General features: G+C 72.4%; 23 protein-coding genes and 1 pseudogene. 22 read left to right on the top strand and 2 right to left on the bottom strand.

The features are described 5' to 3' along the window. Window positions 1-4 precede the first annotated feature (4 nt). From ACQPY0_RS56045 to ACQPY0_RS56030, 4 genes are all read left to right on the top strand, one after another. Window positions 5-628, top strand: coding sequence for a hypothetical protein (locus tag ACQPY0_RS56045; RefSeq protein ID WP_432981142.1), 624 nt, complete (start codon window positions 5-7; stop codon window positions 626-628). 141 nt (window positions 629-769) lie between these two features. Then, on the top strand, window positions 770-2,353 hold the full coding sequence (locus ACQPY0_RS56040; protein ID WP_432981139.1) for a methyl-accepting chemotaxis protein: 1,584 nt from the start codon (window positions 770-772) through the stop codon (window positions 2,351-2,353). A gap of 59 nt (window positions 2,354-2,412) precedes the next feature. Further along, window positions 2,413-2,610: a hypothetical protein gene (locus ACQPY0_RS56035; RefSeq protein ID WP_432981136.1), complete on the top strand. Its 198-nt coding sequence runs from the start codon at window positions 2,413-2,415 to the stop codon at window positions 2,608-2,610. A gap of 9 nt (window positions 2,611-2,619) precedes the next feature. Beyond that, window positions 2,620-3,405, top strand: coding sequence for a class I SAM-dependent methyltransferase (locus ACQPY0_RS56030; RefSeq protein WP_432981133.1), 786 nt, complete (start codon window positions 2,620-2,622; stop codon window positions 3,403-3,405). Between the two features lie 22 nt (window positions 3,406-3,427). Here the strand turns inward: ACQPY0_RS56030 and ACQPY0_RS56025 are convergent, their stop codons facing one another. Then, complete coding sequence (locus ACQPY0_RS56025) at window positions 3,428-4,270, bottom strand: sigma-70 family RNA polymerase sigma factor (protein ID WP_432981130.1); 843 nt, start codon at window positions 4,268-4,270, stop codon at window positions 3,428-3,430. 114 nt (window positions 4,271-4,384) lie between these two features. Here ACQPY0_RS56025 and ACQPY0_RS56020 point away from each other — a divergent pair, with 114 nt between their 5' ends. The 9 genes and pseudogenes from ACQPY0_RS56020 to ACQPY0_RS55980 all read left to right on the top strand — a co-directional run bounded on the left by ACQPY0_RS56020 (window position 4,385) and on the right by ACQPY0_RS55980 (window position 12,735). Then, a complete protein-coding gene (locus tag ACQPY0_RS56020) occupies window positions 4,385-4,843 on the top strand; it encodes a carboxymuconolactone decarboxylase family protein (RefSeq protein WP_432981127.1) in 459 nt (152 codons plus the stop codon). A 55-nt stretch (window positions 4,844-4,898) separates the two neighbouring features. After that, a pseudogene (gene argS, locus ACQPY0_RS56015) lies at window positions 4,899-5,881 on the top strand (arginine--tRNA ligase); the annotation flags it as partial. A 122-nt stretch (window positions 5,882-6,003) separates the two neighbouring features. Continuing rightward, window positions 6,004-6,504 carry a hypothetical protein gene (locus tag ACQPY0_RS56010; protein WP_432981124.1) on the top strand — a complete coding sequence of 167 codons (501 nt, stop codon included), beginning with the start codon at window positions 6,004-6,006 and terminating at the stop codon, window positions 6,502-6,504. Between the two features lie 67 nt (window positions 6,505-6,571). Beyond that, entirely contained in the window at window positions 6,572-8,659 is a 2,088-nt protein-coding gene (locus tag ACQPY0_RS56005; protein ID WP_432981121.1) for a hypothetical protein, read from the top strand. A gap of 59 nt (window positions 8,660-8,718) precedes the next feature. Further along, window positions 8,719-9,735 (top strand): suppressor of fused domain protein, encoded by a 1,017-nt coding sequence (locus tag ACQPY0_RS56000; protein WP_432981118.1) that lies wholly within the window; start codon window positions 8,719-8,721, stop codon window positions 9,733-9,735. A gap of 64 nt (window positions 9,736-9,799) precedes the next feature. Beyond that, entirely contained in the window at window positions 9,800-10,789 is a 990-nt protein-coding gene (mgrA, locus tag ACQPY0_RS55995; RefSeq protein WP_432995843.1) for an L-glyceraldehyde 3-phosphate reductase, read from the top strand. A 60-nt stretch (window positions 10,790-10,849) separates the two neighbouring features. Next, on the top strand, window positions 10,850-11,191 hold the full coding sequence (locus tag ACQPY0_RS55990) for a YciI family protein (RefSeq protein WP_432981115.1): 342 nt from the start codon (window positions 10,850-10,852) through the stop codon (window positions 11,189-11,191). 63 nt (window positions 11,192-11,254) lie between these two features. Continuing rightward, window positions 11,255-12,406, top strand: a complete 1,152-nt coding sequence (locus ACQPY0_RS55985) for an RNA polymerase sigma factor (protein WP_432995841.1) — start codon at window positions 11,255-11,257, stop codon at window positions 12,404-12,406. After that, window positions 12,403-12,735 (top strand): DUF5808 domain-containing protein, encoded by a 333-nt coding sequence (locus ACQPY0_RS55980; RefSeq protein ID WP_432981112.1) that lies wholly within the window; start codon window positions 12,403-12,405, stop codon window positions 12,733-12,735. Before ACQPY0_RS55985 ends, ACQPY0_RS55980 begins: the two co-directional genes overlap by 4 nt. Window positions 12,736-12,743: 8 nt before the next feature. Here the strand turns inward: ACQPY0_RS55980 and ACQPY0_RS55975 are convergent, their stop codons facing one another. Next, window positions 12,744-13,166, bottom strand: a complete 423-nt coding sequence (locus ACQPY0_RS55975) for an ester cyclase (RefSeq protein WP_432981109.1) — start codon at window positions 13,164-13,166, stop codon at window positions 12,744-12,746. A 90-nt stretch (window positions 13,167-13,256) separates the two neighbouring features. Here ACQPY0_RS55975 and ACQPY0_RS55970 point away from each other — a divergent pair, with 90 nt between their 5' ends. The 9 genes from ACQPY0_RS55970 (at window position 13,257) to ACQPY0_RS55930 (ending at window position 25,118) form a co-directional block, all read left to right on the top strand. Beyond that, window positions 13,257-13,919, top strand: coding sequence for a TetR/AcrR family transcriptional regulator C-terminal domain-containing protein (locus ACQPY0_RS55970; RefSeq protein ID WP_432981106.1), 663 nt, complete (start codon window positions 13,257-13,259; stop codon window positions 13,917-13,919). A gap of 47 nt (window positions 13,920-13,966) precedes the next feature. Next, on the top strand, window positions 13,967-15,757 hold the full coding sequence (gene htpG, locus ACQPY0_RS55965; protein WP_432995839.1) for a molecular chaperone HtpG: 1,791 nt from the start codon (window positions 13,967-13,969) through the stop codon (window positions 15,755-15,757). A gap of 546 nt (window positions 15,758-16,303) precedes the next feature. After that, entirely contained in the window at window positions 16,304-16,696 is a 393-nt protein-coding gene (locus ACQPY0_RS55960; RefSeq protein WP_432981103.1) for a nuclear transport factor 2 family protein, read from the top strand. Then, on the top strand, window positions 16,696-17,886 hold the full coding sequence (locus ACQPY0_RS55955) for an aminoglycoside phosphotransferase family protein (RefSeq protein ID WP_432981100.1): 1,191 nt from the start codon (window positions 16,696-16,698) through the stop codon (window positions 17,884-17,886). Before ACQPY0_RS55960 ends, ACQPY0_RS55955 begins: the two co-directional genes overlap by 1 nt. Before the next feature lie 65 nt (window positions 17,887-17,951). Continuing rightward, a complete protein-coding gene (locus tag ACQPY0_RS55950) occupies window positions 17,952-18,440 on the top strand; it encodes a hypothetical protein (RefSeq protein WP_432981097.1) in 489 nt (162 codons plus the stop codon). Continuing rightward, a complete protein-coding gene (locus tag ACQPY0_RS55945; RefSeq protein WP_432981094.1) occupies window positions 18,440-19,783 on the top strand; it encodes a hypothetical protein in 1,344 nt (447 codons plus the stop codon). The genes ACQPY0_RS55950 and ACQPY0_RS55945 overlap by 1 nt, the downstream gene beginning before the upstream one ends. Continuing rightward, window positions 19,780-21,081: a VWA domain-containing protein gene (locus tag ACQPY0_RS55940; RefSeq protein WP_432981091.1), complete on the top strand. Its 1,302-nt coding sequence runs from the start codon at window positions 19,780-19,782 to the stop codon at window positions 21,079-21,081. Before ACQPY0_RS55945 ends, ACQPY0_RS55940 begins: the two co-directional genes overlap by 4 nt. A gap of 12 nt (window positions 21,082-21,093) precedes the next feature. Beyond that, window positions 21,094-22,206 carry an ATP-binding protein gene (locus ACQPY0_RS55935; protein WP_432981088.1) on the top strand — a complete coding sequence of 371 codons (1,113 nt, stop codon included), beginning with the start codon at window positions 21,094-21,096 and terminating at the stop codon, window positions 22,204-22,206. Continuing rightward, complete coding sequence (locus tag ACQPY0_RS55930) at window positions 22,203-25,118, top strand: DUF5682 family protein (protein ID WP_432981085.1); 2,916 nt, start codon at window positions 22,203-22,205, stop codon at window positions 25,116-25,118. Before ACQPY0_RS55935 ends, ACQPY0_RS55930 begins: the two co-directional genes overlap by 4 nt. Window positions 25,119-25,651 lie beyond the last annotated feature (533 nt).

The following is a 25,651-nucleotide window of genomic DNA, read 5'->3' as shown; positions in this document are numbered from 1 at the left end:
GTCCGTGGCACGGGAACTGGTCCGCAGCGGCCACCTGGTACGCAGCCTGCGCCTGGCCCCGTTCGCAACGAGTGCCGCCGCCGTCGCCGCGTACCTGGTGGCCCGCCTCGGCGACACGCACGACGCCATCGGCGACCTGCGCGTCCTGGGTCTGCTGCTGGCCCTGGGCAGCGGCTACGCGCTCGACGACAGCGCCGCGATCACGCTGCAGGCCAGCCCGTACGGCCTGGCGCGCCGGCTGTGGCTGCGGATCGCTTGTGCCGTGGCCGTCGTCGTGCCGGTGTGGGCGGCGGTGCTCGCGGTCTATCTCCCCTCGGCTCCGGCGGGCGATCGGTGGAGCCTCGGCCTCGGTCTCACGACCGAGCTGGCCGCCACGGTCACCGTGATGTGGGCCGTGGCCGCGTGGGCCCGTCGCCAGGGATTCGACCAGCCCGGCATCATCACCACGCCCGTGCTTCTGGCGTCGCTGCTGCTGGCCGCGTCGATTCCACAGGCCCCGATGCTGGTCGGTCTCGGCCGGGAGTGGACGCCCGCTCACCTGCGCTGGTCAGGCATCGCGGTCGCCGCGACCTGTGCGCTCGTGGCCGCGATGCGCGACCCGGCCGCGCGCTGGGCGACCCGGGGGTGACCCAATAGCGATCGAGGTTACAACCGCGCATCGGACACCATGGTTGTGGAGGCCAAAAAACGCACGACGCCGCATGAGGGGCCGGTTCGGCCGTAATGTCGTAAGAGCCCCTTATGCGAGTCTCAGGAAGGGCCGTGCCAGATGCGGTGGTCCGGGATCGTCGCGGACCGCGGCGTCGGCACGAAGATCCTGCTCGCCGTGCTCATCGTGGCGCTGTTCAGCCTCGGCGACGGACTCGTCGGGCTGCTCAGCCTGGGCTCCATCAACGACCAGGTCGGCTCGATGGCCGGGTACAACCGCCAGCTGCAGGCGACCGGCGCGCTGCGCGACCTCGTCGGCCAGGCGCTCGTCGCGGTCGACGACCACATGCTGGCCACCGACGCGGCCGCGCGGGGCACGGCGGCCAAGACCATCACCGCGCTGGAGCAGCAGATCACGGCCGCGGTCGCCGACTGCCGGACGCTGGGGCTCGACGCGGTGCAGACCCGGGCGCTGGACGCGTTCGGCTCGGTCTGGCAGCAGTACGTCACCGCCGTCGCGAACTCGATCCTGCCCGCCGCGGATCTCGCCACCGCCGACTCCGCCCGTACCGCCGCGGCCGGCTCCGTCGACGACATCCGCCGCGCGCTCACGGCACTGGAGAACGAGACCGTACGCCGCTCGACCGCAGAGGATACGACCGCGGAGTCGCTGTACAAGGGCACCCGCCGGGCCATCGCGATCATGCTGACCGTCAGCTTCGTCCTCGGCATCGCGGCCGCCCTGGCGATCAGCCGGACGATCACGCGGCCGCTGCGGGACTGTGTCGGCGCGCTGGGCCGGCTCGGGGCGGGGGACCTGACCGCGCGGGTGCCGGTGCGGCATCGGGACGAGATCGGGCAGGTGGCCACGACGCTGAACAGCACCGCGGAGTCGGTGGCGGGCATGGTGCGCCGGATCGGGCAGGCCTCCGACCAGGTCTCGAGCGCCTCCGGGGAGCTGTCGTCGGTCTCCGAACAGCTCGCCAGGGCCGCCGAGGGGACCACGGCCCAGGTCGGCGACGTGTCGACCGGCGCCGACGGCGTCTCCCACCACGTGCAGGCCGTCGCCGCCGCCACCGACGAGATGACGCAGGCGATCCGGGAGATCGCGGGGAACGCGGCCGAGGCGGCGGGTGTGGCGCAGTCGGCGACGCGGACGGCGGAGGCGACCAGTGCGGGTGTTTCGCGGCTGGGTGAGGCGTCGGCACAGATCACGACGGTGGTGGCGCTGATCACGCAGATCGCGGAGCAGACGAATCTGCTGGCGTTGAACGCGACGATCGAGGCGGCGCGGGCCGGTGAGGCGGGCAAGGGGTTCGCGATCGTGGCGGGTGAGGTGAAGGAGCTGGCGCGGCAGACGGCGGAGGCGACGGAGCGGATCTCGGCTCAGGTAGCGGCGATTCAGTCCGAGACCGGGGGGACGGTGTCGGCGATCGGGGAGATCGCGGCGGTGATCGGCACGATCAACGACTACGCGGCCACGATCGCCTCGGCCGTGGAGCAGCAGACCGCGGTGACCGCCGAGATCGCACGCCGGGTGACCCAGGCGGCCGACGGCTCCTCCGGCATCGCCGGCACGATCACGCACGTGGCCGGCAGCGCCGCGACCGTCTCCAGCAGCGCCACGCAGACCCAGGCGACCGCCGCCGAGCTGGCCCGGATGGCCGCCGAGCTGCGGAGCACCGTCGCGGCGTACAAGGTGTAGAACCGGGCTCAACCTTTCCATCGCGGCTGTCGTCCTTGACCGCGACGAGGGGAGAACCCGTGCCATGGAAACGTGACTTCGAGGGCCTCGACGCGCTGGTGGCCGAGCGCGGCAACGCCCTGCTCGCCACCGCGGTGCTGCTCACCGGCGGCCCGGGCGGCCGGCGAGGACCTCTGAAGGGGCGCCTCGACCAGGGGGACTGGACCACGACGGTGGAGCTGTCCGAGCACGGCCTGCCGGTGACGGTGCCGGCGTAGCTTGGGGGCATGAGCGGGTACCTCCTCGACAACGCCCAGGCCGAGGCCGGCGACCGCTTCGGTGCCCTGGCCGAGCTGTTCGACCCGTCCACCTTCCGCCACCTGGCCGCGCTCGGCGTGGGGCCGGGCTCCCGGTGCTGGGAGGCGGGGGCGGGCGGGTCGACGGTGCCGTCCTGGCTCGCGGAACGCGTGGGGCCCGAGGGGCACGTGGTCGCCACCGACCTGGACGTGCGCTGGCTGCCGGCGGACGCCGGGTTCGAGGTCCTCTGCCACGACATCGGCGCCGAGGAGCCGCCCGGCACCGGCTTCGACCTGGTCCACGCCCGGCTGCTGCTGGTCCACGTGCCGCGGCGCGCCGAGGCCCTGGCGGCGATGGTGTCGTCGCTGCGCCCCGGTGGCCGGCTGCTGCTGGAGGAGGCCGACCCGGCCCTGCAGCCGCTGGCCTGCCCCGACGAGTCCGGGCCGCCGCAGCGCCTGGCCAACAAGCTCAAGCACGACTTCCGCACCCTGATGGCCGAGCGCGGAGTGGATCTGGCCTACGGCCGGACGCTGCCCCGGCTACTGCGCTCGGCCGGGCTGGTCGACGTCGGCGCATCCGCGTACTTCCCCGTGGCCGGCCCGGCCGGCGCCCGGCTGGAGCGGGCGACCGTGCTGCAGATCCGGGACCGGCTGGTGGACGCCGGGCTGGCCAGTGCCGCCGAGATCGACGAGCACCTGGCCAACCTGGACGCGGGCGGCCTCGACGTGGCCACCTCCCCGATGGTCTCCGCCTGGGGCCGCAAGCCCGAGGCTTAAGGCGCGGACCTCGGCGGCGGCCTCAGAGCAGCGTGACCTCCATCTCGGCCAGCGCCTGCGGGCCGCCGGTGACGTCGATGGCGGCGATGCGACCCGCGACCACGGTGAAGCTGAGCAGCAGACGGCCGACGGGGGCCTCGACCACGGCGCCGGGGGCGCCGTCGATGTCGGCGAGGCGGGCGGCCTGGGCGCGGCCCGAGAAGAACTCCGCGACCACCTGGGCGCCGCGGGTTTCGCCCACCCGGCTCAGGCGGTCCGCGGTCTCGTCGGCGCGCAGGACGACGTCCGGGTCCAGCAGGGTGAGCAGCCCCGCCATGTCCCCGCCGCGCGAGGCGCTCAGGAACGCGGCGACGATCTCGCGCTGCCGGTGGATGTCGGGCTCCAGGTCGGCCGGGCCGTTCTGGACGCGGCGGCGGGCGCGGCTGGCGAGCTGGCGGGCGGCGGCCGGGCTGCGGCCGACGACGACCGCGATGTCGTCGAAGGACACGGCGAACATGTCGTGCAGCACGAACGCCAGCCGCTCGGCGGGCGTCAGCGTCTCCAGCACCACGAGCAGGGCCAGGCCCACCGAGTCGGCCAGCAGCGTCTGCTGTTCGGGGTCGGAGCGCTCCGCCGGTACGTCCTCGAGCGGCTCCTCGCGGCGGTTCGTGCGGGCACGCAGCATGTCCAGGCAGATCCGGCCCACCACCGTGGTCAGCCACGCGCCGAGGTTGTCGACCGCGCCCGCGTCCGTGCGGTTCAGGCGCAGCCACGCCTCCTGGACGGCGTCGTCCGCCTCGCTGACCGAGCCCAGCATGCGGTGCGCCACCGCCCGCAGTCGCGGCCGCAGCGCCTCGAACTGCCGGGCCAGTGCCTCGTCGCTCACCACGATCCCCCTTGCCCTAATTGTGGCCTGCGCCACATTCGTCACATTCCCCCGGAGCGGGGCGTCATACCAGCGACGAACCAAACCGCCCCGATGTGACAGGAGACGAGAACAATGCAGGCTCGTATCAACAACCCCGCCGGGCTGCTGCCGGACGCGGCCAAGGCGATCAACCTGCTGTACAAGGCCGCGCACTCGGCCGGCGTGCCGCAGAGCACGCTGGAGCTCGTCCACCTGCGGGCCAGCCAGATCAACGGCTGCAGCCCCTGCGTGGACTCGGGCGCCAAGGCCATGCGCAAGGCCGGGGAGACCGACGAGCGGCTGTTCACGGTCGCGGTGTGGCGCGAGACGCCGTACTTCACCGACGCGGAGCGCGCCGCCCTGGCCCTCTCGGAGGCCGCGACCCGCCTCGCCGACCGGGCCGACGCGGTGCCGGACGAGATCTGGGACGAGGCCGCCAAGCACTTCAGCGAGGCGGAGCTGGCCGCGATCGTGCTGTGGATCGCCACGACGAACTTCTTCAACCGGATCAACGCGGCGACGAAGACGCCCGCCCCGCAGAACTGGGGCTGATCTTCACTCGGCCCTCGTCGTCGTCCCCGTCCCATCGGCAAGGTGCTGCGGGACAGGCTCGCGGCCGCGTTCGAGACCGGCCGTCGCCGATGCCGCGGACCTCGGCGACCTGTGCTCCACTGTGGACATCGCCGGGCCGGGCTTCATCAATCTCAGGCTCGCCGACACCGCGCTCGACCGGTGGCTCGCCGCGTCCGCCGCCGATGCCCGGCTGGGGGTGTCCACTGTGGAGCCCGAGACCGTCGTCGTCGACTATTCGGGTCCGAACGCCGCCAAGGAGATGCACGTCGGGCACCTGCGCTCGACCGTCATCGGCGATGCGGCCGTGCGGGTGCTGGAGTTCCTCGGGCACCGGGTCGTCCGGCAGAACCACCTCGGCTGCTGTACGTCGTCGGCGCGCCGCAGCGGCAGCACCTCGCGATGGTGTTCGCCGTCGCCCGGGCCGCCGGCTGGCTCCGGCCGCCGGTGCGGGCCGAGCACATCGCGTTCGGTTCGGTGCTCGGCACCGACGGTAAGATGCTGCGCTCCCGGGTCGGCGGTGCGATCAGGCTCACCGGGCTGCTCGACGAGGCCCAAGCGCGCTCGCCGGAGCTCGGCATCGGGGCGTTGAAGTACGCCGACCTGGCCGGCGACCGGATGAAGGACTACACGTTCGACCCCGAACGGATGCTGGCGCTCACCGGGGACACGGCGCCGTACGTGCAGTACGCCCACGTGCGGACGGCCTCCGTGCTCCGCGAGGGTGGCCGTCCGGACGGTCCGTTCCTCATCGGCCATCCGGCCGAACATGCCCTCGCCGTCGAGCTGCTCGCCTTCCCCGGCGTCGTGGCGAACGCCGGCGAGACGCTGGAGTTCCACCGCCTCACCGCGCACCTGGTCGCGGTCGCGACGGCGTTCAGCGTGTTCTGGGAGAAGTGCTCGGTGCTGCGCGCGCCGGAGCCGGTGCGCACGAGTCGCCTGGCGCTGTGCGGCCTGGCCGCGCGTACCCTGCGTACCGGTCTCGACCTGCTCGGAATCGACGCGCCGGAGCGCATGTAGGACAGTGTGCGGACGCCGTCGGCTGTTACGATCCGGCGTCCGCTCGCTCGCCGGTCCCGGAACAGCCGGTGGGCACACGCCGAGCGCGACGCATCCCATAGATATTGAGGAGAACCCCCAACATGCGACGGCTTCTGACCGTGGCGATCCTTGCCGCCCTGGTAAGCACGTCCGCCGCCTGCGGCGATTCCACGGACAGTGACACCTCCGCCTCGGCCGGGTCGAGCCCCACCTCGTCGCCGAGCCCGACGGTCGACATCAAGGCCAACACCAAGGAGGTCTGCGGCAAGGCCGAGAAGATCGTCACCGAGGACGCGGCGAAGCCGATCGGCGAGCAGATCGGCATCATGATCGTGGCGAAGGAGCAGAAGAACAAGGCGAACGAGACCAAGGCCGTGGCCAAGGCGAAGGAACTCGCCGACGCGCTGGCCAAGCAGCTGCGCGACCTCAAGGCCGAGGCCGCCGACCCGAAGCTGCAGTCGGCCCTGGACAAGGCCGCCGACGGCATCGCGCTGTTCGGCACGCCGGACAACCTGTCGAAGATCAACTCGGTCGGCGACATGGAAAAGCTGGCGGAGGACATCGACGCCGCCAGCAAGGACCTCAAGGCGATCTGCTCCTGATCCACCGTCGAACCCCGCGCCCCGGTTTCGGGGCGCGGGCTTGATGGTCTGTGGCAGGCTTCCGAGGGTGGTAGATCCATCGGGTGTCTCCACCCTGGACGAGCTCTCCGGGCTCCTGCGTGACCTGCGGCGAAGGCAGGCGCGGCGGGTCCGCTCGTCCCCGTTGACCTTCGGCGAGCTCGCCGAGCGCACCGGCTGGCCGCACGCGGTCATCGGCGCCTACTTCGACGGGCGGGCACTGCCGCCCGAGGAGCGGCTCGAGGCGCTGCTTCGCCTGCTCGGGGCCAGCCCGGCCGAGTGCGGGGCCTTCGCCTCGGCCCGCTCGCGCATCGCCACCCTCGACGGGCGGCGGCGGGAGCTTCCGCCCTCGGCCGCGCCGCCGGGCCTCCCCGCGCCGCCCGCCGGGTTCGCCGGGCGGGCCGGGGCGATCGCGCGGCTCGACCGGCTGCTGCCCGGGGCCCGGGCCGTCGTCCTGAGCGGGTCCGCGGGCGTGGGGAAGACCGCCCTCGCCGTCCACTATGGACATCGCGTCGCCGATCGCTTCCCCGGCGGGGCGGTGTTGCTCGATCTGCGCGGCTCCGATCCGGCCGGGCCACTGTCCGTGGCCGAGGCGCTGCGGGTGCTGCTGGCCGCGCTGGGGGTGGCGCCCGCGGATCTGCCGCTGGGGATCGCGGCGCGCACCGGGCTGTACCGCGCGCTCACCGCTCGCCGCGGGGTGTTGTTCGTGCTCGACGACGCGTCCGACGCGGCTCAGGTCCGGCCGTTGCTGCCCGCCACGGGCGACAGCGTCGCCGTCGTCACCGGGCGGGGCGGGCTCGCCAAACTGTCCGAAGTGGACGGCGTGGCCTCGGTGGTGCTCGACGCTGTCGACCGCACCGAGGCCCGGGCCGTTCTCGCGGCCCGGATCGGGGCCGAGCGGGTCGCGGCCGAGCCGGCTGCCGTGGACCGCATCATCACCGCCTGCGGGCGGTTGCCGATGGCGCTGGCCGTTGTCTGCGCGCGGGTCGCGCTGGAGCCCGCGCTGATGCTCGGCCCGGTGGCGGACGCGCTCGCCCGCGACACCGCGTTCTCCTGGGCGTACGGGTCGCTCTCGCCCGCCGCACGGCGGCTGTTCCACGGCTTCGGCGCTCACCCCGGTGCGGACCTCGGCTCCGCCGACGCGTCCGTGCTCATCGCAGCGTCCGATGCGCCCGGCGCGCTGGCCGAGCTGCTGCGGGCGCAGCTGATCGCGCAGCCGAGGCCCGGGCGATACGCGATGCACGCCCTGCTGCGCGAGGACGCCGCCGGCCGCACTCCGGACGCGGAGCGGGGCGAGATGCAGGACCGGCTCGTCGCCCACCACGCCGGGCCGACCGCCGCGGGGGATGCCGGCTTGCCGATGCTCGCGCTGGCGATGCGCCGCGGGCGATACCGCGACGCCTGGCGCATCGCCGACGCCGTCGACGCCCACCTCGACGTGGCCGGCCGCTGGGACGAGCGTATCGCCGCCCAGGAGACCGCGATCCGCGCCGCCGAACGGCTGGGCGACCCGGCGCTGCTGGCCCGGGCGTTACGCGCGCAGTCGGCCGCGTACCTGCGCACGGGTCAGCACGATGCCGCCCTGCGCCGCCTGCGCGAGGCTGCCGACTGCTTCCTGAGCCAGGGCGACCCGGGCGCCGCGGCCCGCTGCCGCGTCGACCTGGCGGCGCGGCTGGAGTCGATGGCCCGCATCGCCGAGGCGATCGTCCACGACGAGCTGGCCCTGGCCCTGTTCCGCCGCGCCGCCGACCCGCACGGCCAGGCCGCCGCCCACGCCGCGGCCGCCTGGCACTACGCCCTGGCCGGCCGCGCCGCGGAGGCGACCGCACACGGCGAGGAGGCGCTGCGGCTGCGCACCGGCCTCGACGACCCGAACGAGATCGCCGCCGCCGAGGCCCATCTGGGCCGGGTCCACGCGGCCCTCGGCGACCGCGAGCGCTCGCTGCGACACCTCCGCGCGGCGCTGGAGCGCTACGCTGAGCTCGGCGCCCAGCTCGACGAGGCCGAAACCGCGACCCGCCTGGGCGACGCGCTGGACGGTGCCCCGGCCGTCGGCATGTGGCGCCGCGCCCACGCCATCTTCGAGCGCTCCGGCCACCCGGCCGCCGCCGCGGTGGCCGCGCGACTGGGCATTTGACCGCCGGCGCGGGCTCCCGGGGGCGTGCCGGAAATCCATCGAGCGGGTTTAATCACCGCATGACCTCCGAAACGGCCGGCTGGGACGCCATCGACGCGGAGCTCGCGCGGCTCTACCCCGGCGTCGAGCCGCACCATCTCGCGTTCGACGGCCCCGACCCGCTGGAGGGCGTCGGCTTCCTCCCCCGGCTGGAGCCGGTCCCGCACTGGCACGCCGTGTCGTACGGCATGAGCGAGCTCTACGACAAGCGCTCCGACAACCCGGACGAGTCCGGCTGGGGCTTCGAGTTCACCTTCCGCATCCGCCGCGAGCCGGACGAGACCGACCCGCCGGCCTGGGCCGCGAACTTCCTGCAGAACCTGGCCCGATACGTCGTCCAGACCGGCAACTGGTTCGAGCCCAACCATCACATGGACCTCAACGGCCCGATCGCCCTGGAGCGGGACACCCTCATCCGGGCGGTCGTGTTCACCGAGGACACGCAGCTCGGCACCGTCGACACGCCCAACGGCTCGGTGCAGTTCCTGCAGGTCGTGGGGATCACGGCGGATGAGTACGCGGCGACCCAGGCGTGGAGCGTCCGCGACTTCCTGCAGCTGCTCGCCCAGCGGCTCCCGCTGCTCGTCACCGACCTCGGCCGGGCCTCGGTGACCGACGATCCGGAGGTGGCCGAGGAGGTCACCGAGGGGCGCCGGATCGACGGCTCGTCCACCGCCACCCTCGCCCTCGCCGAGTTCGGCTGGCGCCCCGACGGCGACCTGATCCGCCTGGTGCTCGGCGCGCACGTGGCCCCGCGGGTCGCCGAGACGCTGCTGGGCCGCCTGCCGTTCGGCCGCCCGCTGCGCCTGGACGGGCCGCACAGCAGCGCCGAGTTCTCCTCGGGCAGCTTCTCGGTGCGCCCCGACGAGGAGCTGCTCGACGTCGTGCTTACCGGTGAGGCCCTCGACGGCCTGATCCAGGTCCTGGTGCCGGTGGCCGGGGTCCGGGCCGCGCCCGGGGCCGAGCCGCTGGTGGTGGAGATCGTGCGCTCGCAGATCCGTGATCCGGGCGGCAACGTCGTGCGCACGATCGGATAGCGCCTCGCCCGGGTCTTAGTGTGGGGTGGTGACGTACACCGCAGGCGCCTCGCGTTATGAGCAGATGCCGTATCGACGGACCGGGCGCAGCGGCCTGAAGCTGCCGGCCGTCTCGCTCGGGCTGTGGCACAACTTCGGCCACGGCCGGCCGCTGGACGGGCACCGCGCGCTCGTCCGGCGCGCGTTCGACCTCGGCATCACCCACTTCGACCTGGCCAACAACTATGGGCCGCCCTACGGCTCGGCCGAGGAGAACTTCGGGCGGATCATGGCCACGGACTTCCGGCCGTACCGCGACGAGCTCGTCATCTCCACGAAGGCCGGCTATGACATGTGGCCGGGCCCCTACGGCGAATGGGGCTCGCGCAAGTACCTGACCGCGAGCCTGGACCAGAGCCTGAAGCGGATGGGCCTGGACTACGTCGACATCTTCTACTCCCACCGCTTCGACCCCGAGACGCCGCTGGAAGAGACCATGGGGGCGCTGGACACGGCAGTACGGGCCGGCAAGGCGCTGTACGTCGGCGTCTCCTCCTACTCGCCGGCGAAGACCGCGGAGGCGGCGGCGATCCTGCGCGACCTCGGCACCCCGGCGCTCATCCACCAGCCGTCCTACTCGATGCTCAACCGCTGGATCGAGGACGGCCTGCTCGACGTGCTCGACCGCGAGGGCATGGGCTGCATCGCCTTCTCACCGCTGGCGCAGGGGATGCTCACCGATCGTTACCTGCGGGGCGTGCCGGAGGGGTCGCGGGCCAGCGAGAACAGCTCGCTGTCGTCCGAGTGGCTGACCGAGGAGAACCTCGGCAAGATCCGGGCCCTGAACGACATCGCGGCCCGCCGCGGGCAGAGCCTCGCCCAGCTGGCCCTGGCCTGGACGCTGCGCGACCCGCGGGTGACCTCGACCCTGATCGGCGTGTCCAGCGTCGAGCAGCTGGAGGACAACGTGGCGGCGCTCGGCAACATCGAGTTCTCGGCCGAGGAACTCGCCGAGATCGACAAGCACGCCACCGAGTCGGGCATCAACCTGTGGGCGAAATCCAGCGCGCACTGATGTCGAAATCGGGCCCGCCCCGATCGTGTGGCAGGTAGGAGCTTCGCGAAGGAGGAGATCATGAAGCAGTACCTGCTCAGCGTCGTCGAGCCCAGCGAGGGCGCCATGCCCGGGCCGGAGGAGATGGCGCGGATCATGGCCCGGGTGGCCGAGCTCGACCGGGCCGCCCAGGAGGCCGGGGTCTGGGTGTTCAACGGCGGCCTGCACCCGCCGGGGACGGCCACCACCCTGCGGGCCAACGGCGACGAGGTGCTGGTCACCGACGGGCCGTACATCGAGGGCAAGGAGTACCTCGGCGGGTTCATGATCATCCGCTGCGAGGACCTCGACGAGGCCCTGGAGTGGGGGCGGCGCACGGTGGAGGCGACCGGGCTGCCGGTCGAGGTGCGCCCATTCAAATGATCGAGTTTTGAAGTGATCGAGAAGGTCTTCCGGGAGGAGTACGGCCGCGCGGTCTCCGTGCTGATGCGCAGCTTCGGCGACATCGACCTCGTCGAGGAGGCGGTCCAGGAGGCCTTCGCGGCCGCGCTTCAGCGCTGGCCGGACGACGGGGTGCCGCCGAGCCCGGCCGGGTGGATCATCACGACCGCGCGCAACCACGCGATCGACCGGCTGCGGCGCGAGGCCAAGCGCGCCGAGAAGCACGCCGAGGCCGATTTGATCCACAACGCGCCCCCGGAGCCGCCCGACGACCGCCTCCGCCTCATCTTCACCTGCTGCCACCCGGCCCTGGCCCGGCACGCGCAGGTGGCGCTCACCCTGCGGCTGCTCGGCGGTCTCGGCACCCCCGAGATCGCCCGGGCGCTGCTGGTGCCGGAGCCGACCCTGGCCCAGCGGATCGTGCGGGCCAAGAACAAGATCCGCGACGCGGGCATCCCCTACCGGGTGCCGCGGGACGAGGACCTGCCCGACCGGCTGGCCGCGGTCCTCGCCGTGGTGTACCTGATCTTCAACGAGGGCTACGCGGCCAGCTCCGGCGGCGACCTCGTGCGCGACGACCTGTGCGTCGAGGCGCTGCGGCTCGGGCGGATGCTGCGCGGGCTGATGCCGGACGAACCGGAGGTCGCCGGGCTGCTCGCGCTCATGATCCTGTCCGCGGCCCGGCGCCCGGCCCGCGTCGACGCCGCCGGGGCCCTGGTCCCGCTGCCGTCGCAGGACCGCTCGAGGTGGGACCGGGCCGCCATCGCCGAGGGGCACCGGCTGGTGCGGGAGTGCCTGCGGCGGGGCCGGCCCGGGCCGTACCAGATCCAGGCGGCGATCAACGCGGTCCACACCGACGCGCCGAGCGCAGAGGCGACCGACTGGCCGCAGATCGTCCAGCTGTACGACCAGCTGATGGCGCTCGCGCCCTCGCCCGTCGTCGAGCTCAACCGCGCCGTCGCCGTGGCCGAGGTGGACGGGCCCGACGCCGGGCTGCGGCTGGTCGAGGGGGTTTCGCTGCCGCGGTACCACGTGCTGCACGCGGTCCGGGCCGACCTCCTGCGCCGCGCGGGTCGCCTGGCCGAGGCCCGCGCCGCCTACGCCACCGCCGCCGAGCTGGCCGGGAACGAGGCGGAGCGGGACTACCTGTTGTCGCGCCGCTCGACCATCTTGTCCGGGAGTGGGATGCTCGAATGATGACCCATCCGGTGCTCGCCCAGTTGCTCGCGATCGCGTTGATCGTCGCGATCTGCGCACTGGCCGTCGTCGTCATCCCGATCAACCGCCGCGGCGCGCCGATCAGCGCCCGCACGCAGGGCCGGCGCGGCCGCGACGACGAGCGCGGCTGGTATGGCTTCATCTACGCCAACCCCGACGACCCGAACCTCTTCGTGCCCAAACGGCTCGGCCTGGGCTGGACGATCAACTTCGGCCACCGGCGCGCCTGGCAGGCGGTCTTCGGCGTGCTGGCGTTCATCGCGCTGAGCATCGCCATCGGCACGGTCGCCGGCCACCAGGGCCGCTAGCCTCCCGTCTACGCGATGGTGGGCCAGTCCCACCCCAGCTGCAAAAACATGCCCAGGCGGTCGCTGACCGCCCGGATCTGCGTGATCCTGCCGTCCCGCAGGGTCATGATCCAGATCTGCTCCACCTCGCACGAGCGGCCCGTCGGCTCCGGCATCCGCGGGTGGAAGCCCGTGTGCGTGCCCCTCACCAGCAGCCGCGCGACCACAGTGTCGCCCTCGGCGATGACCTGCTGCGGATACATCCCGCCCTCGCCGAACGCCTCCAGCTGCTGACGGAACCCGTCGAACGCCGCGCCCGGCCGGTCCTCCTCGCCGAAGATCACCTTGTTGTGGTCGATGACGTCGGCCGCCATGTACTTGCCCCAGTCCTCGTAGCGGCGCTCCGTCACGGCGTCGAAGAAGTCGACCACGACCTGCTTGTTCGCGTCCATCCGCCCGTCCTCGATTCTTACAACGTAAATTTGATGCGCTCACTGTAGACTTACGTCGTAAGACAACGCAACCCCCGGGAGGATCGGACCGTGCCAAGGAAGCGCGGCGAGCGCGCCGGCCTGACCCGCGAGCAGGTCCTCGACGCCGCCCTGGCCCTGGTCGACCGGGCCGGCCTGCCCGCGCTGACCATGCGCGCGCTGGGCGCCGAGCTCGGCGTCGAGGCGATGACGGTGTACCACTACGTGCCCAGCAAGGAAGCCCTGATCGACGGCATGGTGGAGCGCCTGTTCACCGCCGCCCACCCCGCCGAGCCGGGCCCCGACTGGCGCGAGCACCTGCGCCGCTACGCCCACGACCTGCGCGCGGCGCTGCTGCGCCACCCCGGCATCCTGCCCGCGGCCGTCCGCCCGGCGACCACCCCCGCCACGCTGGACGCCGTCGAGGCGGGCCTGCGCGCGCTGACGGGCGGCGGCTTCGCGCTCGGCACCGCGCTGGACATCCTCAACACGCTCACGCTGTTCGTCCTCGGCCACACCGCCGCGGAGGTCGGCATCGGCCCGGAGCCCCCGGCCGGCCTCGCCGAGCTCGACGAGGCGCGCTACCCGCTGCTGCTGCAGTCCCTGCGCTCGGGCGCCGGCACGGACGACGCCGCGCGGTTCACCTTCGCGGTGGAGGTGCTGCTGGCGGGGTTCGCCGCGACACTGCCAGTATTCTTTTCGGCGGCCGTTGTCGTCGAGAAGGAGCCGGAGTGAGCGAGACGCTGGAGTTCCAGGCCGAGACCAGGCAGCTGCTGCAGTTGATGGTCCATTCGATCTACTCGAACAAGGACATCTTCCTGCGCGAGCTGATCTCCAATGCCTCTGATGCGCTGGACAAGCTGCGCCTGGAATCGCTTGTGAACAAGGAGCTGGAGGTCGACACGAGCGACCTGCACATCCAGCTCGAAATCGACAAGGAACAACGCACGCTGACCGTGCGGGACAACGGCATCGGCATGTCGCACGACGACGTGGTCTCGCTGATCGGCACCATCGCCAAGTCCGGCACCGCGGAGCTGCTCAAGCAGCTGCGCGAATCGCCCGAGCAGCAGGAGCGGGCCGAGCTCATCGGCCAGTTCGGGGTCGGCTTCTACTCGACGTTCATGGTCGCCGACAAGGTGACGCTGGTGAGCCGCCGGGCCGGGCAGAGCCAGGGCACGCGATGGGAGTCGGCGGGCGAGGGGACGTATGAGATCGAGTCCCTCGACGAGGCACCGCAGGGCACCGCGGTCACGCTGCACCTGAAGCCGGAGGACAGCGAGGACAAGCTGTTCGACTACTCGGCGGAATGGAAGGTCCGGGAGATCGTCAAGAAGTACTCGGACTTCATCGCCTGGCCCATCCGGCTTTCCGGCGACGACTCCGACGCGCCGCTGAACTCGATGAAGGCGCTGTGGGCCCGCCCGCGCAGCGAGGTCGCCGCCGAGGAGTACAACGAGTTCTACAAGCACGTCAGCCACGACTGGACCGACCCGCTCGAGACCGTTCACATGAAGGGCGAGGGCACCTTCGAGTACGAGGCCCTGCTCTTCATTCCGGCCCGCGCGCCGTTCGACCTCTTCATGCGCGACGGGCACCGCGGCGTGCAGCTTTACGTCAAGCGCGTGTTCATCATGGACGACTGCGAGGCGCTCACCCCGCGATACCTGCGATTCGTCAAGGGTGTCGTCGACGCCCACGACCTCTCGCTCAACATCTCCCGGGAGATCCTGCAGCAGGATCGCCAGATCAAGGCCGTGCAGCGGCGCCTGGTGAAAAAGGTCCTCGCCACGCTCAAGGAGATGCCCGCCGAGCGTTACACGACGTTCTGGACCGAGTTCGGCCGTGCCTTGAAGGAGGGCCTGCTCGACGACACCGAGAACCGTGAGGCCCTGCTCGATCTGCTCCGCCTTCCCTCGACGCACTCCGCGGACGAGCCGACTTCGCTGCGCGCCTATGTCGAGCGCATGCCGGAGGGCCAGAAGGACATCTACTACATGACCGGCGAGACCCGGGCGATGGTGGAGAACTCGCCGCACCTGGAGGCGTTTCTCGCCAAGGGCTACGAGGTCCTCATCCTCACCGACCCCGTGGACGAGGTCTGGGCGGAGCAGGTCACGGAGTACGACGGCCGCTCCCTGCAGTCCGTGGCGAAGGGCCAGGTCGACCTCGGCTCCGAGGCGGCCGACAAGCCGGAGGGCTTCGACGAGCTGCTGTCGTGGCTGGGCACCCGCCTGGAGGGCGACGTGAAGGAGGTCCGCCTGTCGACCCGCTTGACGACCTCGGCCGCGTGCATCGTGGGCGACGAGCACGACATCACGCCGACGCTGGAGAAGATGTACCGTGCGATGGGCCAGGAAATGCCGCACACCAAGCGGATCCTGGAGCTGAACCCGGAGCATGCGCTGGTCAAGGGCCTGCGCGACGCCCACGCGGCCGACGCCGTCTCACCCGCCCTGGGTGAGACCGCCGAGCTGCTCTACGGCATGGCCCTGCTGGCCGAGGGCGGCGAGCTGTCGGACCCGTCCCGCTTCACCCGCCTGCTGGCCGACCGGCTGGCCCGCTCTCTCTGACGCTCCGCGCGGCGGCGATGGGCCCCTCACCCGAGGGGCTCATCGCCTCGCGGGAAGCCTGGCGTGCGACCTCCCCAGCGACAACGGCCGCTCTGCGGCCGGGTCCGTGGTTTTCGGAGTAGCCGCAGCTGCCCTTGGGGCGATTCCGTGGTGTTCTGAGTGACCGTAGCCGCTCTGGGGGCCGGGTCCCATGGTCTTCTGGGTGAGTGCTCTGGGCCGGGTCCGTGGTCCTCGGGAGTGCTCTGGCCCGGTCTGTGGTGTTCGGGAGTGCTCCGGACTCGGTCTGTGGTGTTCGGGAGTGCTCTGGGCCCGGTTCGTGGTCTCCTGGTGAACTGCTCCGGGCCGGGTCCGTGGTCTTCTGAGTGCTCCGGGCCCGGTCGTGGTCTTCGGAGCAGCCGTAGCCGCCCGGGGGGTGAGCCCGTGGTCTTCAGGGCGGCCGCAGCCGCTGTGGAAGCCCGGGCCGTTGTTCGACCGCAGCCGCCGTGGAGGTGGCCGTGATCTTCACCGGTCCGGCCGCCCACCGCCGATCGTGCCGAGGAGGCCGTTGTGACCACGCCCGACAGTGTCCGGACCGAGGCCGAAGCCGCGTTGCTCGCGGCCGAGCGGCGCCTACAGGCCGCGCAGCTCGCGAGCGACGTCGGCGCCCTCGACGAGCTCATCGACGAGCGCCTGATCTTCACCGGGCCGGACGGCAAGCTCTACCGCAAGCAGGACGACCTGCACGTCCACCGCACGGGGTATCAGGTCATGACGAGGGTCGACGAGGAGGTGGTCGAGCTCCTCGTCACCGGTGACCTCGGCGTGACCTGGTTCCTGGGCACCCTGGAGGGCACGTTCGGGGGTGAGCGGTTCGCCTGGCGGATGCGGTACACCCGCACCTGGCACCACGACCCTACCCGAGGCTGGCGGCTCGTCGCCGCCCATGGCAGCGCGATGTAATGGAAGACGTGCGGAAGGTAACGCTAGTCCTCGTCGACTCGGCCGGGGTGGTGCTCGGGGAGCTGCCGCCGTTCGAGGTCGCGGTGCCGTACTGGCCCGAGGTCGACGTGGTCGTCAACGGGGCGCGGCAGCTGCACGGGGCCGAGGTCACCGTGCTGCGGCTGCTGCACGCCGATCGGCCGCGCCCGCACGGGGGTGCGGTGACCTACCTCGCGCAGCTCGACGGGGAGCCGCCGGCCGGGCTGCAATCGACGTCGTTCCGGCCGGTGCCGCACCCGCGGCGGGCGCCGTTCGCGGAGGTGGGCGGGCCGGCCGAGACGATCGCCTGGGGTCTTGGGGCGATTTCGCGGCTCGGGTTCGGTACACCCGAAGAAATCTTGCAGCGCAAGACCTGGAACCTCGCGGCGCTGTGGCGGCTGGACGGGGCCGCCGGCAGTCCGCTGTGGCTCAAGCATCTGCCGCCGTTCCTGCGCGCGGAGAGCGACCTGCTCGCGTGGCTCGGCGCGGTGGCGCCCGGGGCCGCGCCCCCGCTGCTCGCGGCCGACGGGACCGGCCGGCAGCTGCTCGGGCACCTGCCCGGCGAGGACGGCTTCGGGGCGCCCGCCGCGGCGCGCCACGCGATGGTGGATCTGCTGCACGGGGTGCAGGTCCGGGCGCTCGCCGACGTGGAGCACCTGGCCGGGCTCGGGGTGCGGGACCGGCGCGGCGCGTGGCTGCGGGAGGAGATCGTCGTGGCGGCGGAGCCGTGGCTCGGCGAGATCTTCGGGCTCGACGCGGTGGTGCATGGCCTGCCGGAGCGGCTGGCCGCGGTCGCCGCGTGCCGGCTGCCGGACACGCTCGTCCATGGCGACTTCCACCCGGGCAACGTCCGTTTCTCCGCGACGGTACCCCCGGCCGTGCTGGACTGGGGCGATGCGTTCCTCGGCAATCCGGCGTTCGACATCCTGGCCGTCTGCGAGGGGCTCGCCCCGGACGAGGCCGACGCCCTGGTCGAGCACTGGGCGGGCCGGTGGCGGGAGGCGGCGCCGGGCAGCGACCCGGTCGAGGCCGTGCGCCTGCTGCGGCCGGTCGCCCCGCTGCTGAGCGCCGTCGTGTACGCCGGGTTCGTCCACAATATCGAGCCATCCGAATGGCCGTACCATGCCGAAGACGTCCCGACCTGCCTGCGGACGGCAGTCACGCTTGCCTGAGATTTTTTGTCGTACCCATGCGGTACAACTTCTGGCGTCACGGATCATCCGAATGCTGGAGGTTGATGGTCTTGAGCGTTGAAACGCGCTCGACGGCGGTCGTCATAGCGCCCGTACAGCCCCGCAGGCTGGCCAAGGTGCCGTTCGTCGAGCTCGCCGACGGACGCTTGCAGGGCGTGGTGTCGAGCGGATCGGACATCGAGCGGGTCTACGTCTCCTCGATCGGCGCGGGCAGCCACGGGCTCAGCTGCAGCACCAACAACAACCGGCCCTGCGGCGGGCTGCGCGGCAACTATCCCTGCAAGCACCTGGTGGCGCTGCTCGACGAGGCCGAGCTGCAATACGGGCGGGATCGCGTCGCGCGTTACCTGCGCATCGAGGCCGACGAGCAGACCCCGCTGGTGCGGGGGCTGAAGGCGCACCACGAGCCGTCGCCGGCCGCGACGGTGTTCAGCGGGTTCCTGCGCCACCTGGCCTATCTGGAGCTGCCGGGCAGCGACGAGCCGATCCCGGAGCTGCACTGGTTCCCGTCCGTCGCGGCGGGAGAGCGCTGATGCTGTCCACACTGTTCGCGGGCGCCGAGACCGACGCCGGGGTCGGCGCGGCGCTGGAGCTCGCCGCCGCCGTCGACGAGGGGCTGCTGCACGGGTTCGCCCGCATCGACGAGGACCGGGCTGCGGCGCTGACCGCGCTGGCCGGGGCGTTCGCAGGCAGCCCGCTGAGCGAGCCGGTCGCCGAGGCCGTCGACAAGATCGCCGCCGGCTCCATCGCCGACGAGCACCTCTTCGCCCTCGCCGCCGCCCGGATCGCGCTCTTCGGCGCCGTCCACGACGCCCTCCTCGCGCAGGCCGACGCGGCGCTGGGCCGCACCCGTGCCGACTGGCACGGCGAGCCCGGGCCGGCCGCGAGCGCCGGGCACCTGCTCGCCGGTGCCCGGTCGTGGCTGCGGGAGCTCGCCATCACCGGCTGGCGGGGCGTCGACAACGACCTCGTCTCGGCCGCCGGGCAGGCGATCGAGGCCTCACTCGCCGACCCGGAGCTGCGCCGCCTCGCGGTGCTGCTCGACGGGCTCGCGGCGGAGCTGCGGGCCGGCAGCCCGATCGCGACGATGGCGCACGTGCCGGTGCGCCGCTGGGCCGACCTGTGGAGCCGCGCGCTGCTGCTGGCCCGCGACGGTGGCCGGGCGCAGCGGGCCGGGCAGGCCGAGCCGGTCACCGGGCGGCTGTTCCTGCTCGGCGCCGACGTCCACGAGCACCCCACCGCCGTGCAGGTCCAGGTCCACGGCGTGCTGGAGACCGCCGGCGCCGGCACCCGGCTGGTCCGGGCGAGCATCTCCGCGGCGAAGGTCGACACGATCGTCGGCCCCGCGATCTGGCGGCTGCTGGCCGGGCACCCGATGCTGCTGACCGCGCTCGCCGAGCACCGCGTGCTCGAGCTCACCGACATGCCGCTGCTGGCCGGCGGCGACCTGATCTGGCGCGACGCGCAGGCCAAGCCCGGCGATGCGGCCGACCCGTTCACCACCGCCCGCGTCCACCTCGGCCCCGCGCTCGCCCCGGCGACGCCGCCGCTGGAGCGCCACCCGGCCCGCATCGCCGAGCCGGTGCTCGTCGAGGACCTGGCGGCGGTCGCGATCGACGCGACCCGGCTGCCCGCCTGCGGACCGCTGACGCCGGAGGTGCTCAAGGGCGCCACCGCCTGCATCGGGCTGCTGCGCTGGGACGACGGCGCCTGGACGGTGCAGCCGCTCGGGGTGCTGGCGACGGTGAAGAAGAAACCGGTCGGGGTGCACACCGGCGACTGGGCGCTCGGGCCGTCCGACGCGAAGCTGGCCAAGTCGGCCGGCGAGGCGGTCGAGGTGCTGCGCGAGCGGGCCGGAAGGTTGCTGCGCAAATGACGACCGCCGAGGAGAACCGTCGCCAGGTGCTCTACTGGCGGATGCTCGGCCGGGTCTTCGAGGCCGACGAGCAGCTGACCCTGGAGTCCGCGAGCGTCGCGATCGTCGACGACATCGGGCTGCCGCCGGCGCTGCTCGACCCCGGCGTCACCGTCGACAACCTCGTCCAGCGCCACCCGGAGCTGGCCGCCGAGTTCGAGGGGCTGATGGCCCCCGGGGCGGACGAGACCGGCGCGGGGCTGGAGGTGCGGCGGGCGGCGCTGGTGTCGAAGCTGCTCATCAACGTCTTCCACACCGGCTCCGGCAGCGTCAGCGCCACCCAGCTGGCCAACTGGCAGGCCGACGCCGGCTGGTTCGAGAAGGCGCTCGGCATGGACCCCGGTGAGCTGCGCGGGCGCCCCAACGCCGGCGGCCTGGCGGGCGTGCTCGGCGGCATCGAGGGCGACCTCGTCAAGCGCATGCACCTGCGGGAGGTGCTTGCCAACCCGGCGCTGGCCAAACAGCTCACGCCGAGCATGTCGCTCATCGAGCAGCTGCTGCGGGACAAGAACAACCTCTCCGGTGTCGCCCTGGCCAACGCGAAGGCGCTCATCCGGCGCTTCGTCGACGAGGTCGCCGCGGTCCTGCGCACGCAGGTGCAGCAGACCAGCGTCGGCGAGATCGACCGGTCGGTGCCGCCCAAGCGGGTCTATCGCAACCTCGACGTCGAGCGCACCATCTGGAAGAACCTCACCAACTGGAGCCCCGAGGACGAGCGGCTCTACGTCGACAAGCTCTTCTACAAGCAGACCGCGAAGCGCACCACCCCGGCGCGGCTCATCGTGGTCGTCGACCAGTCCGGCTCGATGGTCAACGCGATGGTCAACTGCACCATTCTAGCCTCGATCTTCGCCGGGCTGCCCAAGGTCGACGTGCACCTCGTCGCCTACGACACCCGCGCGCTCGACCTCACCCCGTGGGTCGCCGACCCGTTCGAGGTCCTGCTGCGCACCCGGCTCGGCGGCGGCACGGACGGCACCGTCGCGATGGCGCTGGCCCAGCCGAAGGTGTCCGACCCGCGCAACACCGTGGTGGTGTGGATCTCCGACTTCTACGAGTCGCAGCAGCAGGTGCTGTTCGACTCGATGCAGGCGATGCACCGCTCCGGCGTCAAGTTCATCCCGGTCGGCTCCGTCAGCAGCGGCGGCCAGCAGAGCGTCAACCCCTGGTTCCGGCAGCGCTTCAAGGACATGGGCGCGCCGGTGCTCTCCGGGCACATCAAGAAACTCGTCTTCGAGCTCAAGAGCTTCCTCGCATAGGAGACCCCCTCAATGACTGACATGCTCCGCGCCCCCGCCGAGGTCAAATTCGCCGAGGAGCTGGACTGGCTCGAGTCGATCGACGACTCGCCCAAGCCGTTCTCGTGGCGCCTGAGCCCGAAGATGATCCGGCTGTTCATCCTCGGCTCCGAGCGCGCCGACGGGCTCGACCGCGAGATCTCGCAGAAGTGGTTCGGCGACCGCAGCTTCGTCGAGCGCAGCATCGTGACCCTGGCCTCCGACCGGGGACTGCTGCTCATCGGCGACCCCGGCACCGGCAAGAGCTGGCTCGCCGAGCTCCTCGCGGCGGCCATCTCGCGCAACTCGACGCTCGTGGTGCAGGGCACGGCGGGCACGACCGAGGACCACATCAAATACTCGTGGAACGTCTCGATGGTCATCGCCAAGGGCCAGTCCCGCGCCTCGATGATCCCGTCGCCGATCATGACCGCGATGGAGAAGGGCGTCATCGGGCGGTTCGAGGAGCTGACCCGCTCGACCAGCGACGTGCAGGACGCGTTGATCTCGATCCTGTCGGAGAAGTACGTGTCGATTCCGGAGCTCGACGACGACAACATCGTCTTCGCCCAGCCCGGCTTCTCGATCATCGCGACCGCCAACAGCCGCGACCGCGGGGTCAACGACCTGTCCTCGGCGCTCAAGCGGCGGTTCAACTTCGTGCGCATCCCGGTGGTGACCAACAAGAAGAGCGAGGCGGAGATCGTCCGCTTCCGCACCACCGAGCTCCTGCGCCGCCACCAGATCGAGCTGGACGTGCCGCCCAACCTGCTCGACATCCTGCTGCAGAGCTTCGCCGACCTGCGCGCCGCGTCCGCGTCGGCGACCAGCGACGACGAGAAGCTCGAGTCGGCGCTGTCGACCGCCGAGCAGATCGGCGTGCTGGAGGACGCGATCCTGCACAGCACGTTCTTCGGCGACCGGCAGCTGCGGGCCGAGACGCTCGCCGGGTCGCTGGTCGGGTCGCTGGCCCGGCGCAGCCCCGAGGATCTCGCGATCCTCAACAAGTACTGGCACGGGGTGGTCGAGCCGCGCAGCAAGGAGGACGGCGGCGAGTGGCCCGCGTTCCTCGAGGGCGGCCGAGCGGCGATCGCCACCCTGTCATGACCGAGTCCCCTGAGGCGCGCGCGCCCGAGCCCGGCGGGTCGGCGCCGTTCGACGCACTGCGGTCCCAGCTGGTGGAGGCCGCCATGGCCTTCGCCGCGCCTGGTCCGGGTCGGCCCGGCGAAGCTTCGCCGAGCCACACTGGGCGAGGGCCGGGCGCCGTGCCGGAGATCCTCGCCGGCATCGTCGACGACGTCGACCGGGCGCTGCGCGAGGAGCTGGAGATCTTCCCGGTCTGCCACCACTCGCCCGCGTCCGGGCTGGCCATGGTCCGCCGGCTGCGCGAGAAACAGCCGAAGGTCATCTACCTGGAGCTGTGCGAGGACCTCGGGCCGCTGCTCACCGAGCTGCGCAACTGCCGGCTGCCGGTGGCGCTGCAGGCGTTCGCGTCGCAGCTTGACGGGTTCCCGCAGGACTGGGGACCGCTGAGCATCGTGGCGCCGATCACCGAGGCGTCCGCGGAGTATCAGGCCATCGCCTACGCGCTCGACACGCCCGGCGTCGAGCTGGTGCTCGTGGACCGCTCCACGGACCACGTGTTCCAGTGGCAGCCCCGCGAGGAGGCCGCGCCGCCGGCCGAGAGCAGCGAGGAGTCCGAGGACACCGACCTGCACGGCGACGCCGTCGGCATCGAGATCGGCGACCTGCGGCCGCGCTTCGCCGAGCTGGAGGAGCACCTGCTGCACCACGGCAAGGTGCGGCACTGGTCGGAGTGGTGGGACCAGTATGTCGAGCAGCCGCTGGCCGGGGCCGACTACGACACCTACCGGCAGGTCATGGTCCTCATCGGCAGCCTCTTCCGGCGGCTCACCCCGGCCGACACCCGGCGGGTGCAGGTCGACGAGGACCGGGAGCGCTACATGTGGACCCGGATGCGGGAGCACCTCGCCCGCACCGGCGTCGACAAGGCCGACTGCCTGTATGTCTGCGGCGCCTTCCACGCCGCGAGCCGGGTCGAGGAGTTCGGCACCGCCGAGGGCGTCCCCGGCTTCGACATCAGCCCGCGCACGGCGACCAAGTGGCTTTACGGGCTGATCCCCTCCAGCCACTCCGCGATCGAGGCGCAGTTCGGCCTCGCGTCCGGCTCGGTCTCGATCGCGGCGGCGACCTGGCAGAAGGCGGTCACCCGGGCGCGGCTGACGCCGTTTCAGCTGGAGGGGCAGAAGGGCAGCCGCAAGCGCAAGGCCGTCGCGGCCGCGCCCGCCGCGGCGGCGGAGCCGGTCGCCGACCGGCTCACCGGGTTCCTCGCCAGCCCACCGGTGCTCGACGGGCTCGACGAGGAGGAGCTGCTCGGCTGGTGCGTCGACATCGTGCGGCTGGCCCGGCGCAACGGCTACCTGGCCAGCACCGCCGACGCCATCGCCGTGTTCGAGACGTCGATCCTGCTCGCCGGGATGCGCAACCGGGCGCGCCCGACGCCGTATGACTTCCAGGACGCCGCTGTCACCTGCATCGAGAAGGACAGTGTGCCGGGCCGGCGCGACGTGCGGCGACTCTGCGAGATCCTGCTCGGCGGCGACCGGGTCGGCCAGGTGGGCTACGAGGCGCTGCCGCCGCTGGCCCAGGACGTCTACGACCGGCTCGCCCCGATCGGGCTCGACCTGACCAGGTCGACGGTCCAGCGGGCGCTGCTCGATCTGGCCGGGCGGCCCGAGCTGGTGCCGGCCTCGCACCTGCTGTGGATGCTGCGTTACCTGCTGCCCGACGGCGCCGTCCGGCCGATCATGGGCACCCGGCGGCTCGGCGAGAAGTCGATCCAGGAGAGCTGGGATCTGGCGATCGGCAAGCACCAGCGATACATCATCGAGCTGGGCTACGAGGGCGTGACCGTCGAGCAGGTCGTCGAGCAGCGCCTGCGCCGCTCGGTCTGGGCGCCCGACGCCACCGCGGCGGTGGCACTGCGCGCCGTCGAGGACTCGATCCTGTTCCTGGGCAGCCGGCGCTTCACCGACGAGCTGGGCGCCCGCGCGGTCGAGCTGCTCGCCGCCGAGCGCACGGTCGACGAGGCCCCGGAGGTGCTCAAGCGCATCCGGCGGCTGCTGGCGCACTACCGCGCGACCGAGCCGACGCTGCCGGCCTGGGCGGAGTCGTTCGTGACCGCGGGCTATGCGCATTACTGCACGCTGCTGCCGACCGCGTTCGTCGACGACGAGACCGGCGTGCGGCAGGTCGCGGCCATGCTCGGCTTCCTGTTCACCATGGAAGGGCTGGCCATGTCGCTGGGCTGCGATCGGGCCCAGCTGGAGCTCGCCGTGCGCCAGTCCCACCCGGAGAGCCCGGCCAAGGTGGCGCTGCTGTGGTCGGCCCACCACCAGCTGGGCCTGCTGCCGCTGGCCGACCTAGGCTCGCGCGCCGGGGAGCTGCTGGGCAACCCGCTGGTCGTGCCGTCCGTGCCGCAATACCTCAGCGGCTTCATCCAGGCGCTGGACCCGGTCCCGAAGCTCACACCGTTCGTGGTCGAGTTCATGTCGAACGCGTTCGCCAAGCTCCCCGACCCGGTCCTGCTGCCGTGGCTGCCGACCCTCATCACCACGCTGCGCGACCAGGCCGCCGAGCTCGTGCCGGTCCTCATCCGCGAGGCGGGCCGCACGTTCCCGGGCACCCTCGCGGCCGTCGACGCCTTCGTGCCCCCGTGGCGCGCCACCCCGCGCCGCACCCCGACCGGCCCCGGCGCCGCGACGGCGGGCCCGACCCCGTCGACCGGGCCGGTCGGCGCGTTCCTGGCCGCGCACCCGGCCACGACCGACGCGCTGGCCTCCACCCTGGGCCTGCCGACAACCTGGCAGCCCGCCGTGTCCGCGCCCGGCACCGGCTCCGGCTTCGGGCCGCCCGCCGGCGCCGGTCCGCTGGCGTTGCTGGTCAGTCACCCCGAGACGGCCGGCGCGCTGGCCGCTCTGCTCGCCGCCCCGGCCTAGGCCGTACCGGGCGCGGCGCGCCGGGCCCCCGACGACCTCGTGACCGTCGGGGGCCCGGCCCCTTATGACCGCCTACCCGCCGCGGCGAGCCGCGCCTTGAGGATCGTCGTCGTCAGGGACTCGGCCCTTTCGCCGGTCGGCCGTCGTTCCGGTCTTCGCTGCTGGCGGCGTCTTCGCTATGGCCTGGGCCTCTTGGAGCGGGATTGGCTGTTGCTCCGGTGGTTGCCGGTGGTGGCGTCTTCGCCGTGGCCTGGCAGGGGGCGTGGAAGCCGCGGTCGTCAGGCCGGGCTTCTTCGGGCGGGCCGGCTATTGCTTCGGTCGTCGTCGTTGGCGGCACCTTCGCCGTGGCCTGGTAGGGGCTTGGAAACCGCGGTCGTCAGAGTCTGGCCTTTTTTGGACGTCTTGGCAGCCAGTGGGGCTTGATGCTGCTCGGCGTGCACCCGGCGGTGTCGTCTGCCGGCGGTTGGGTGACAGGTTGTGGGGTGTGCTTTGGCGGGCGGGGGTCGATGGGTCCCGCGGGAACCGGCAACTGG

It is taken from the genome of Dactylosporangium sp. CA-233914 (assembly GCF_050942935.1).
Classification (GTDB): domain Bacteria; phylum Actinomycetota; class Actinomycetes; order Mycobacteriales; family Micromonosporaceae; genus Dactylosporangium.
The sequence above is the reverse complement of the archived record's forward strand: the minus strand, read 5'-3'. Positions and strand labels throughout refer to the sequence as shown.